This window comes from Microbacterium xerophyticum, assembly GCF_053543555.1.
This window is the reverse complement of sequence record NZ_JBLVOB010000006.1, coordinates 239,780-250,605: the sequence shown is the minus strand read 5'-3', so window position 1 is coordinate 250,605 and position 10,826 is coordinate 239,780. Positions and strand designations below refer to the sequence as shown.

11 protein-coding genes are annotated in these 10,826 nt (G+C 68.1%); 4 read left to right on the top strand and 7 right to left on the bottom strand.

Annotated features, from left to right (window positions below; genetic code table 11):
• The 3 genes from ACNPNP_RS07810 to ACNPNP_RS07800 all read right to left on the bottom strand — a co-directional run.
• Nucleotides 1–409, bottom strand: a 409-nt coding sequence (locus ACNPNP_RS07810; RefSeq protein ID WP_448965487.1) for an acyl-CoA dehydrogenase family protein, incomplete at its 3' end; no start/stop codon positions are given.
• A complete protein-coding gene (locus ACNPNP_RS07805; RefSeq protein ID WP_448965486.1) occupies nucleotides 406–2,364 on the bottom strand; it encodes an acetyl/propionyl/methylcrotonyl-CoA carboxylase subunit alpha in 1,959 nt (652 codons plus the stop codon). The genes ACNPNP_RS07805 and ACNPNP_RS07810, both read right to left, overlap by 4 nt.
• Nucleotides 2,365–2,369: 5 nt before the next feature.
• The gene (locus ACNPNP_RS07800) at nucleotides 2,370–3,923 is read right to left on the bottom strand and encodes a carboxyl transferase domain-containing protein (protein WP_448965485.1); all 1,554 of its coding nucleotides are present in this window, start codon (nucleotides 3,921–3,923) and stop codon (nucleotides 2,370–2,372) included.
• Between the two features lie 94 nt (nucleotides 3,924–4,017).
• Between ACNPNP_RS07800 and ACNPNP_RS07795 the strand changes: the two genes are divergently transcribed.
• Nucleotides 4,018–4,605 (top strand): TetR/AcrR family transcriptional regulator, encoded by a 588-nt coding sequence (locus ACNPNP_RS07795; RefSeq protein ID WP_448965484.1) that lies wholly within the window; start codon nucleotides 4,018–4,020, stop codon nucleotides 4,603–4,605.
• Between the two features lie 62 nt (nucleotides 4,606–4,667).
• Here the strand turns inward: ACNPNP_RS07795 and ACNPNP_RS07790 are convergent, their stop codons facing one another.
• The 3 genes from ACNPNP_RS07790 to pdhA are packed head-to-tail and all read right to left on the bottom strand — an operon-like array spanning nucleotide 4,668 to nucleotide 8,144.
• Nucleotides 4,668–6,023 carry a dihydrolipoamide acetyltransferase family protein gene (locus tag ACNPNP_RS07790; protein WP_448965483.1) on the bottom strand — a complete coding sequence of 452 codons (1,356 nt, stop codon included), beginning with the start codon at nucleotides 6,021–6,023 and terminating at the stop codon, nucleotides 4,668–4,670.
• Nucleotides 6,020–7,030 (bottom strand): alpha-ketoacid dehydrogenase subunit beta, encoded by a 1,011-nt coding sequence (locus tag ACNPNP_RS07785; RefSeq protein ID WP_448965482.1) that lies wholly within the window; start codon nucleotides 7,028–7,030, stop codon nucleotides 6,020–6,022. The genes ACNPNP_RS07790 and ACNPNP_RS07785 overlap by 4 nt, the downstream gene beginning before the upstream one ends.
• Before the next feature lies 1 nt (nucleotide 7,031).
• A complete protein-coding gene (pdhA, locus tag ACNPNP_RS07780) occupies nucleotides 7,032–8,144 on the bottom strand; it encodes a pyruvate dehydrogenase (acetyl-transferring) E1 component subunit alpha (RefSeq protein ID WP_448965481.1) in 1,113 nt (370 codons plus the stop codon).
• 168 nt (nucleotides 8,145–8,312) lie between these two features.
• On the opposite strand from pdhA, the gene ACNPNP_RS07775 reads away from it, so the two are divergent.
• Entirely contained in the window at nucleotides 8,313–8,786 is a 474-nt protein-coding gene (locus ACNPNP_RS07775) for an Lrp/AsnC family transcriptional regulator (RefSeq protein WP_448965480.1), read from the top strand.
• Here ACNPNP_RS07775 and ACNPNP_RS07770 read toward each other — a convergent pair.
• The gene (locus ACNPNP_RS07770; RefSeq protein WP_448965479.1) at nucleotides 8,758–9,675 is read right to left on the bottom strand and encodes an alpha/beta fold hydrolase; all 918 of its coding nucleotides are present in this window, start codon (nucleotides 9,673–9,675) and stop codon (nucleotides 8,758–8,760) included. The genes ACNPNP_RS07775 and ACNPNP_RS07770 overlap by 29 nt on opposite strands.
• Before the next feature lie 60 nt (nucleotides 9,676–9,735).
• Between ACNPNP_RS07770 and ACNPNP_RS07765 the strand changes: the two genes are divergently transcribed.
• Both ACNPNP_RS07765 and ACNPNP_RS07760 read left to right on the top strand, forming a co-directional pair.
• Nucleotides 9,736–10,461, top strand: a complete 726-nt coding sequence (locus ACNPNP_RS07765; RefSeq protein ID WP_448965478.1) for an exonuclease domain-containing protein — start codon at nucleotides 9,736–9,738, stop codon at nucleotides 10,459–10,461.
• Between the two features lie 42 nt (nucleotides 10,462–10,503).
• On the top strand, nucleotides 10,504–10,788 hold the full coding sequence (locus tag ACNPNP_RS07760) for a hypothetical protein (protein ID WP_448965477.1): 285 nt from the start codon (nucleotides 10,504–10,506) through the stop codon (nucleotides 10,786–10,788).
• Nucleotides 10,789–10,826 lie beyond the last annotated feature (38 nt).

Genomic DNA, 10,826 nt, shown 5'->3' with positions numbered 1-10,826 from the left:
CCGCGCCCGCATCGCTGCCGGCCTCCGGTTCCGTGAGCCCGAAGCCCGCCAGCGCCCGCCCTGCGAGGAGGTCGGGAAGATATTCGGACTTCTGCGCATCGTCGCCGAAGCGGAAGATCGGCATCGCGCCGAGGCTGACGCCGGCCTCGAGGGTGATGGCGATCGACTGATCGACCCTGGCCAGCGCCTCGATCGCGAGACCGAGCGCCATATAGTCGCCGCCCTGACCGCCCACCTCCTCGGGGAACGGCAGGCCGAACAGGCCCAGATCCCCCATCTGCCGGACGACGTCCATCGACAGGGTGTGCGTGCGATCGGCCTCGTACGACTGCGGTGCGACGACCGTGTCGGCGAACTCGCGCACCATCGCCGCGAGTTCGACCTCTTCAGCGGTGAGATCTTCGGTCATGCGATTGCTCCTTCTGGGATGTCCTTCGTCGTGCTCGCGGCGGTGGGGGTCACCATTGCGACTGCCTGACCACGTTTGGCCTGGTCGCCGACCGCGACCAGCAGACGCACGACGCCGTCGTGCGGTGCCGGCACCGGATGCTCCATCTTCATCGCCTCGATCGAGACGAGAGGCTGCCCTGCGGTCACGTTCATGCCGTCCTCGACGTGCACGGCGACGATGCTCCCCGGCATCGGTGCCCGAGCCTCAGGGTGGGTCTCCGCATCGACCGGATGCTGCGCGGCGAGACGGCGCAGCATCCTCTCCCGACGGTCCAGCGGGCGAAGACGCGCGGTACGGCCGCTCTCACTCACCCAGACCGAGCCGTCGGCATCCAGCGCGACGGTTGCGTCTGCCGAAGCCGCGCCTGCTCCTGTGCCGTCGACGAGCTCGTCCGCATCCGTGAGGAATGCGATGGCCTGCGCATCGGAATCGGTGAGTGCCGCCCAGACACCGCCCGAACGGCGAGACCGATTCTCCAGCGTGAGGCGTGCGTCAGCACGCTCGGCCTCATGCCGCACTTCCTGTTTCGCGGCGGCGATCATCGCGTCGGACGCCTCGGCCGGCAGAACGGGCAGCAGCGTCTCGATCAGGCCGGTGTCGAGGTCGCCGCCGACTACACGCTCGTTCGCGAGCAACTGCCGCAGGAAAGCGATGTTCGTGTCGACGCCGAGCACCACCGTTTCCGCGAGCGCCCTGTCGAGACGGGCGATGGCTGCTTCGCGGTCAGGTGCGTAGGCGATCACCTTCGCGATCATCGGATCGTAGAACCCCGTGACGTCGCTGCCGGTCTCGATCGCCGCATCCACCCGCACGCCCCGAGGAGCGCGGAAGCGCAGGACGCGCCCCGTGGACGGAAGGAAGTCCCTCTCGGGCGCCTCCGCGTAGATGCGGGCCTCGACGGCGTGCCCGCGCGGCGTCGGCGGCTCCGGCATTTCGCCACCGGCGGCGACGACGAGCTGCAGGGCGACCAGGTCGAGCCCGGTGACGGCTTCCGTGACCGGATGCTCCACCTGGAGTCTCGTGTTCATCTCGATGAAGAAGAAGTCCGTCGGCGCGTCCGCGTCGACGAGAAACTCGACAGTGCCCGCCCCCACGTACGACACGCTCTCCGCAGCACGCACCGCGGCCTCGAACAGGTGCTCGGTCAGTCCTTCGGGAAGCCCCGCGGACGGCGCCTCCTCGATGACCTTCTGATGGCGCCGCTGCAGGGTGCACTCGCGCTCGCCCAGCGCGATGACAGTGCCGTGCGTATCGCCGAACACCTGCACCTCGATGTGACGAGGGCGGCGGATGAGCCTTTCCAGCACCAGCGCGTCATCTCCGAACGCGGCCCTGGCGATGCGGCTGGCCGATGCCAGCGCTGAGGCGAGACCGGCGGAATCCGCGACGGACTCCATGCCTTTGCCACCGCCGCCCGCACTCGGCTTCACCAGCAGCGGGTATCCGATCTCATCAGCCCGAGCGGCGATCTCTGCATCGCTCAGACCTGCAGCCGTGAAACCCGGCACGACAGGGACGCCGCGTGCGGCGACGTGGTCGCGCGCTTTCGCTTTGTCCCCCATGATCTGCAGTGCGTCGACCGACGGGCCGATGAAGATGACGCCCGCAGCTGCACACGCCTGCGCGAGGGCCACGCTCTCGGAGAGGAAGCCATAGCCGGGGTGGATCGCGTCCGCACCGCCGCGCTTCGCGGCACCGATCACGGCTTCGACGTCGAGATACGACTCCGCTGCTGACGCGGGACCGATCAGGATGGCGTCATCCGCTTCACGGACATGGGGGGCTCCCGCATCCGCCTCGCTGTAGACGGCGATGCTGCGCAGGCCCTGGTCGCGCAGCGTGCGGATGATGCGGCGGGCGATCTCTCCGCGGTTGGCGACGAGCACTGAGCTGATCGAAGGTGTCTGGTTCATCGTCATCACATCCTGAAGACGCCGAAGCGCGGTTCTGGCAGCGGGGTTCGGGCGACGACGTCGAGGGCGAGCCCCAGCAGATCGCGCGTCTCGTCGGGATCGATGATCCCGTCGTCCCAGAGCCGCGCCGTGGCATAGTAGGGCTCACCCTGAGTCTCGTACTGCTCGCGGATCGGCCCCTCGAACGCACTGCGTTCATCGGCGCTCCAGCTCTCACCGCGAGCGGTCAGCTGGTCCTCCTTGACCGTGGCGAGCACCGAAGCCGCCTGGTTCCCGCCCATCACCGAGATGCGGCTGGCAGGCCAGGTCCACAGGAATCGTGGGGAGTAAGCACGCCCGCACATCGAGTAGTTGCCCGCTCCGAAAGAACCACCGATGATCACGGTGAGCTTCGGGACCCGCGTCGTGGCGACGGCTGTCACCATCTTCGCGCCGTCCTTCGCGATGCCTCCGGCTTCGGCATCGGAGCCGACCATGAAGCCGGTGATGTTCTGCAGGAACAGCAGCGGGATGCCGCGCTGATCGCACAGTTCGATGAAATGAGCCCCTTTGAGAGCCGACTCGCTGAAGAGCACGCCGTTGTTCGCGACGATGCCGATCGGGTGTCCATGCAACCTGGCGAAGCCGGTCACCAGCGTCGTGCCGTACTCCGATTTGAACTCCCGGAGGGAGTCGGCGTCGATCAGCCGGTCGATCACCTCGTGCACGTCGTATGCGGCGTTCACATCGACGGGGACGACATCGTAGAGGGTGGATTCCTCGGCGGGCGGGCGAGACGCCGCCACCTCCCACGCCGGTGACGATGGGGCCGGCAGCGTCGCCACGATGTCACGGAGGATCTCGAGGGCGTGCTCATCGTCCTCAGCCAGGTGATCCACCACGCCCGAGCGCCTGGCGTGCAGCTCCCCACCGCCGAGCTCCTCCGCAGTGACGATCTCGCCGATCGCGGCCTTGACGAGCGGCGGACCGCCGAGGAAGATCGTGCCCTGATTCCGGACGATCACGGTCTCGTCGCTCATCGCGGGCACGTAGGCGCCACCCGCCGTGCAGGATCCGAGCACCGCAGCGAGCTGCGGGATGCGCTCCGCGCTCATCCTGGCCTGATTGAAGAAGATCCGCCCGAAATGCTCGCGGTCGGGGAAGACCTCATCCTGTTTCGGCAGGAACGCTCCACCCGAGTCGACGAGGTAGACGCAGGGAAGCCGGTTCTCGAGCGCGATCTCCTGCGCGCGAAGGTGCTTCTTCACGGTCAGCGGCAGATAGCTTCCGCCCTTGACCGTGGCGTCGTTGCAGACGACCATGACATGCCGGCCGTGCACGAGACCGATGCCCGCGATCACGCCAGCGCCCGGCGCCTCTCCCCCGTACATGCCGTCGGCTGCGAGCGGCGACACCTCGAGGAACGGGCTGCCCTCATCCAGCAGCCTCGTGATCCTCTCCCTGGGCAGCAGCTTGCCACGGGCGACGTGACGGCTGCGGGACGCCTCGGATCCGCCCCTTGCGGCGGTCGCGAGACGCTCGCGCAGCTCAGTGGCCAGCATCTCCTGGGTGGCGGGCATCGCGGCATCCTCCTCGACTCGCGGTGGCATCGAACAACACTTTTCGGTTACTGTTCACTAACCAGTCAATTTAGGTTAGCGAGCATTAACTGAGATGGCAACCCCTCCGACCGCGCGTGATCGCGCCAAGGCCGAACGCGCGGACTCCCTGCTTCACGAGGCCGCACGTCTTTTCGCCGAGCGCGGCTATTCGGGTGTGAGCCTCGAGGACATCGGCTCGGCTGTAGGAGTGTCCGGCCCTGCCGTGTACCGTCACTTCGCGGGCAAGCAGGCGCTGCTGGGCGCCGTGCTCATCAAGGTCAGTGAAGATCTCGTCTCCGGTGGGAGCAGCGTCGCCGCGGCAGCGTCGGATGACGAGGGCAGGATGCTCGCCCTCATCGGCTTCCACGTCGACTTCGCGCTCACGCACGCCGATGTCATCCGCGTGCAGGATCGGGACCTCGCCCATCTGAGCGACGAGGACCGTGCCGAGGTGCGCCGACTGCAACGGATCTACATCGACCTGTGGATCTCCGCTCTCGCCCCGCTGCACGAGGCGCCGGCCGATGAACTGCGGCTGCGCGTGCAGGCGTGCTTCGGACTCATCAACTCCACCCCGCACAGCACGCGCAGCGCGACCCGCTCGAACAGGTCGACGGCGAAGATCCTCACCGCGATGGCGCACGCCGCCGTGACCTCCTGAAGCGTCGGGACGCCCCGCAGGACTCGACCGCGCCCTCGCGCCGCCGAGCCCGACCTGCGTGGTCAACGCAGCAGCATCGCGCGTCCCGGCTCCTCGAGGATGTCGGCGACGTCCTTGACGAACCGTGCTCCTTCCGCGCCGTCGACGATCCGATGATCGAAGGAAAGGCTCAGGGTCATCACCTGCCGCAGAGCGATCTCGCCCTTGTACTCCCATGGCATGCGACGAACCGCCCCGACCGCGAGTATCCCGGATTGTCCAGGGGGAAGTATCGGCGTTCCCGCGTCGATCCCGAACACGCCGATGTTGGTGATCGAGAACGTCCCGCCCGCGAGTTCTGCCGGTGACGTGCGCCCCGAACGCGCCGTGTCCGTGAGCGCACGCAGGGCGTCGGCGAGCTGCGGCAGGGTCATCTGATCGGCATCGCGGATGTTCGGCACGATCAGACCGCGCTCGGTCGCCGCGGCGATGCCGAGGTCGACGTAGTGCGGTTGCACGATCTCGCCGGCCTGTTCGTCCCATCGCGAGTTGAGTCCCGGCGTGCGAGTGAGTGCGAGGCACACCGCCTTCGCCACGATCACGAGCGGACCGATGCGGTGCTCTGCGAGCGATCGGTCCTCGCGCAGACTCGCGATCAGCTCCATCGTCGCCGTGACGTCGACGGTGTGGAAGGTGGTGACATGAGGGGCCGTGAAGGCGCTCTGGACCATCGCAGCCGCCGTGTGCTTGCGGACACCCCTGATCGGTATGCGCGTCTCGCGCTCGCCGGCGGACACAGCCGCCGCGGTGGCGGGCGTGCGGGGCGCTTCAGCCTCGACTCGTCCGCCGACCCGCTCCAGATACGCGTCGATGTCGTCCCGCGTGATCACGCGGTCTCCGACCTCTGCGGCGACCAGGACGATGTCCACGCCCGATCGCTTGGCATAGGCGCGTACTGGGGGCGTGGAACGAGGCCGCTCCCCCACTCGCGTGGCAGTCGGCGACTCGGTCAGCACGTCGTGCGGCGCCGCTTCGAGCACCGCGGTGTCGGCCACGGCGTCGACGCGGCCGCTCCTGCGCGAGCGCCGAGCCGGGCGGCCGCCCTTGGCGGGAGCAGCCCCGTATCCGACGAGGTTGGGCGGCGTCTTCTCCTCTGCCGACGACGCGGCGTCCGTGTCACCGGCCTCGGGTGCGTCCGGTCCGGCGACGTCGAACGCGATCAGCGGCGCCCCGACGGCGACCGTCTCGCCCGCCTCGGCGTGCAGGGTCGATACGACACCGTCGAACGGCGACGGCAGCTCGACGACGGCCTTCGCCGTCTCGACTTCGGCGAGCGTCTGATTCAACGTCACCGTGTCACCTGGTGCGACGAGCCACTGCACGACCTCCGCCTCGGCGAGACCCTCGCCGAGATCGGGAAGGTGGAACTCCTCGATCATGACTCGGCTCCTGTCAGGCTGTTGGGGCGGTCGAGAACACGGTCCACCGCGTCGAGGATCCGGTCGAGGTCGGGAAGGTGGAACTTCTCGAGCTTCGCCGGCGGATAGGGCACATCGTGTCCTGTCACCCGCAGCGGCGGGGCCTCGAGGTACTCGAAGCACTGCTCCGTGATGCTCGCGATGACCTCCGCGGCGACGCCTGCTTCGCGCGACGCCTCATGCGCGACGACGACCCGTCCCGTGCGGCGCACGGATGCGGAGACCGTGTCGTAGTCGACCGGCGAGATCGAGCGGAGATCGATGACCTCGAGAGACACCCCGTCGTCCTCTGCGGCGGACGCCGCATCCAACGCCGTCGACACCATCGCGCCGTACGTGATGATCGTGGCGTCCGACCCCTCGCGCAGTACCCGTGCGACACCCATCGGCGGCGCGTCGGCGAGTGAGGCCTGCAGGTCGACGTCGCCCTTGTGGTGGTACAGCCTCTTCGGCTCGAAGAAGATCACAGGATCGTCCGAGGCGATCGCCTGCTGCAGGCAACGGTAGGCGTCCTGCGGATTCGAGACCGTGATGACGCGGAGGCCCGCGGTGTGCACGAAGTACGCCTCCGGCGATTCGGAGTGATGCTCGGCCGCACCGATACCGCCCGCCCAGGGGATGCGGATCGTGATCGGCATCTTCACCCGTCCCTGTGTGCGATAGTGCAGTTTCGCCACCTGCGACACGATCTGATCGAAGGCCGGGTACACGAACCCGTCGAACTGGATCTCCACGACGGGGCGGTATCCGCGGTACGCGAGGCCGACGGCCGTGCCGACGATCCCCGATTCCGCGAGCGGTGTGTCGATCACCCGCGTGGCGCCGAACTCGTTCAGCAGGCCGTCGGTGATGCGGAACACTCCGCCGAGCTTGCCGATGTCCTCGCCCATGAGCACGACCTTGTCGTCGTCGCCCATCGCCTTGCGCAGCCCGGCGTTGAGGGCCTTGCCCAGAGTCATCTCCGTCATCTCAGGCCTCCTCGAACGAAGAGACGTACGCGGAGTACTCGTCCCGCTGACGGTCGATCCCGCAGTGCGGCTCGGCGTAGACGTTGTCGAACACCGCGAGCGGCTCGCGCGTGACCATGCCGAGGCACGCGGCGCGCATCTCCCGCGCCATGCTGTCGGCATCGGCCTGCGCCGCGGCCACGTGGTCGTCGTCGAGTTCGCCGGCGGCACGCAGATGCGCCTCCAGCCGTGCGATCGGGTCACGCGTGCGCCATGCCTCGAGTTCGGCGGGGTCGCGGTACCGGGTGGGATCGTCGGAGGTGGTGTGCGGGCCCATGCGGTAGGTCACCGCCTCGATGAAGGCCGGCCCCTTGCCCGCCCGTGCGTGCGCGAGCGCCCAGCGCATCGCAGCCATGCAGGCGAGCACGTCGTTTCCGTCGACACGGAGACTGGGGATGCCGAATCCGGGGGCGCGCCCGGCGATGGGATACTGCGACTGCAGCGCGACCGGCTCCGAGATCGCCCAGTGGTTGTTCTGGCACACGAACACGACGGGTGCCTGATACGACGCGGCGAACACCATCGCCTCGTTCACGTCGCCCTGGCTGGTGGCGCCGTCGCCGAAGTACGTGACGGCGACTTCCGGAGCCTTCTCGTGCTTGATGCCCATGGCGTAGCCGACCGCATGCAGCGTCTGCGCGCCGATGATGATCTGCAGCGGAGCGACGCGCATCGCTGCGGGGTCGAAGGGCGCCCCCTCCTCGCCGCGCCATACCCGCACGAAGTCGCCGGGCTGCGCGCCGCGCGCGTAGATGACGCCGGTCTCCCGATAGCTGGGGAAGACGAAGTCGATCGGGTCGAGTGCACGTGCGGTGCCGATCTGCGCGGCCTCCTGCCCGTTGCACGGAGCCCACAGGCCCAACTGGCCCTGACGCTGCAGTGCGACGCCCTCGGCATCGATGCGCCGCAGGATGATCATGTCGCGCAGCAGTGCGCGCAGCTGCGCGGCGTCGACGTCGGCGACGAAGGGGTCCAGATCGGGGTTCTTCTGACGGCTGCCGTCAGGCGCGAGGATTCTCTCGGAGAGCTCCAGATCCTGCGTGGAGTCTGCTATCGGGGTGGTCTGCGGTGACATCATCGTCCTCCTGTCGTGTGCCTCCCTCGTGAGGAGCTGCACGCGTGCACCGACAACGTAATCGGATGCTTCGAGGGTACGTCCGGTGATCAGCACGCTCAAGCATTCGGAGACGGCTTGAGCATGTTGCCCAGTACGGAGGCATCGCCCCTGCTATGGTTTGGCACTATGCCCGCTCTCGATCGCGTCGACCTCGATCTGCTCGCCGTCCTCGCCGAAGACCCCCGTACGACCATCGTGTCGCTCGCCGAGACGCTCGGCCTGTCGCGCAACACGATCCAGGCGCGCATGGCGCGGCTCGAGCAGACCGGCGTCTTCCTGTCGTACGAGCGCTCGTTCTCACCGGAAGTCCTCGGCTTCCCTCTGCAGGCGTTCGTCAGCATCGGTCTGCGGCAGACGGAGCTCCCCCGGATCACCGCCGAGCTCGCACGCATCCCCGAGGTGCTGCAGGTGCACGGCCTCAGCGGTTCCATCGATCTGCTGGCACGGGTGGCCTGTCGCGACGCGCGTCATCTGTTCGACACGGACGCCAGGATCCTCTCGATCGAAGGCGTCGACCGCACCGAGACGTCGCTCGCGATGGGAGAGGTCATCCCCTACCGGGTGGCCGGACTCATCGGCCTCGCGCGACGGGAACCCTGAGGAACCGGCGGATCGCCCCGGCCGCTTCCGCAGGCGTCTCGTAGTGGATGAGGTGGCCGACGTCGGCGATCTCCACGAGCGACGCATCGGGGAAGAGCGCGGCGAGGTGGCGTTCGGCCTCGATCGGCGTGATGTCGTCCTTCTGCGCAGCCACCATCAGCGTGGGCACGGCGATCCGAGGTGCGAACGCGCGGACATCGTGCGAGACGCTCGCCACGAATGCATCGCGCAGCACATCGCGATCAGCGAAGTCGGAGAAGTACGTGTCGTGCTGGTCGTGGATGAAACGGCGCAGCGCGCGGTCGTTCGTCTTCGCCATCGTGATGCTCATGACGCGGACGATCAGCCTGTTGCGCAGGAGCGCGGTGCCGATCCTCGACGGGAGCGCCGCACCGAGGTCGTAGTACCAGACGGCGAGTCGGGTCATCACGCCCTTGGGGCCTTCGAGTGCAGGAGCGCCGATCGGGTTGATCAGGATGAGCCGCGGCGTCTCGACTCCGCCGGCGACTGCGGCTGAGGTCACGATCGAGCCGAAGGAATGCCCCAGGATGACGGCGCCGGGAGCGACGGCGTCGGCGAACTCCCGCAGCCAATCCGCGTACGCGGCGAGATCATGGGTGCGACCGGGCAGAGGAGGGGTCTCGCCGAAACCAGGCAGGTCGGGAGCGATCACCCTCACCTCTGGGAGATAGGCGAGCACGGGTTCTAGTCCATGATGCTCTCCGCGGAAGCCGTGCACGGCGATGACCGTGATCGGATCGCGTTCCGCACTCCCACCTGCCGAGGGTCCGTACACCCAGTAAGCGGTGGTGCCGCCTGCCACGTCGACCTCGTGACGTTCGACCGGAAGGCGACTCAATCGCTCGGCGTAGGGCGAGGGAACGGGCATGCGACCAGTCTACGGGCGTGCCTGCAGCGCGTTGTCCGATCCCCTCCCTAGCGTGGGGTCATGGCAATCGATCTCGAACTCCCCGGCTGGCTCAGCCGCATCGGCGTCTTCGATCTTGAGACCACCGGTGTCGATGTCACGTCCGACAGGATCGTCACCGCGCACGTGGGCGTGCTCGATGCGAAGGGACGTGAGATCGCCGCGCGTTCGTGGCTGGCCGATCCCGGCATCCCGATTCCGGAAGGCGCGGCAGCCGTGCACGGGATCAGCACCGAACAGGCGCGCGCTCAGGGGCGGCCCGCTCATGAGGTGGTCGCCGAGATCACGTCGTCGCTGCGCGCGCTCTTCGCCCAGGGAATGCCGGTGGTGGCGTACAACGCGTCGTACGACTTCTCGCTGCTCACTCACGAATGCCTGCGGCACGGCATCGCCCCGCTCGACTCCCCCGGTCCCATCATCGATCCTCACGTCATCGACAAGGCCGTCGACCGCTATCGCAAGGGCAAGCGCACCCTCGAGGTCGTCGCAGAGCACTACGCCGTGCAGCTCGACGGGGCGCACGAGGCGGCAGCGGATGCGATCGCCGCCGGCCGCGTCGCGCAGGCGATCGCGCGCAGCTTCCCGCTCGCGACCTCGGCGCAGGAGCTGCACACGCAGCAGATCGGATGGGCGCGCACGCAGGCCGAGAGCCTGACCGAGTACTTCATCCGGATAGGCCGACTCGATGCCGAGGACGCTCTCGACGGCACCTGGCCGGTACGGCAGGCGGATGCGGCGTCCCTCTGAAGACGGATGCCGTCTCCTCGCCCCCTTCTCTAGGCTGGGGGCATGAGCGACGTGTGGGGTTGGCTGACGATCGGGGCGGTGCTCGCGACGATCCCGGTCCTGATCATCGTCAGTGCGCGCCATGTGTTCTCACGCAGGAGCGTCGAGGAGAAGTACCGCGGCATGGCGAGCGGCGGACTCGTCGGCGTCTTCGACGCCGTCTGGTCGCCCACCGCGCACGAAGCGGCCGATGAACGCGGTCGTCAGCACCGCGCCTCCGTCCCCGCGCCGACGCCCGACGGAGGCCGGATGGACGTCGACGGCCGCATCGTCATAGAGGTCGACTGACCTCGAGACCCACCGAAACGAGAAAGGCCCCCCCGCAG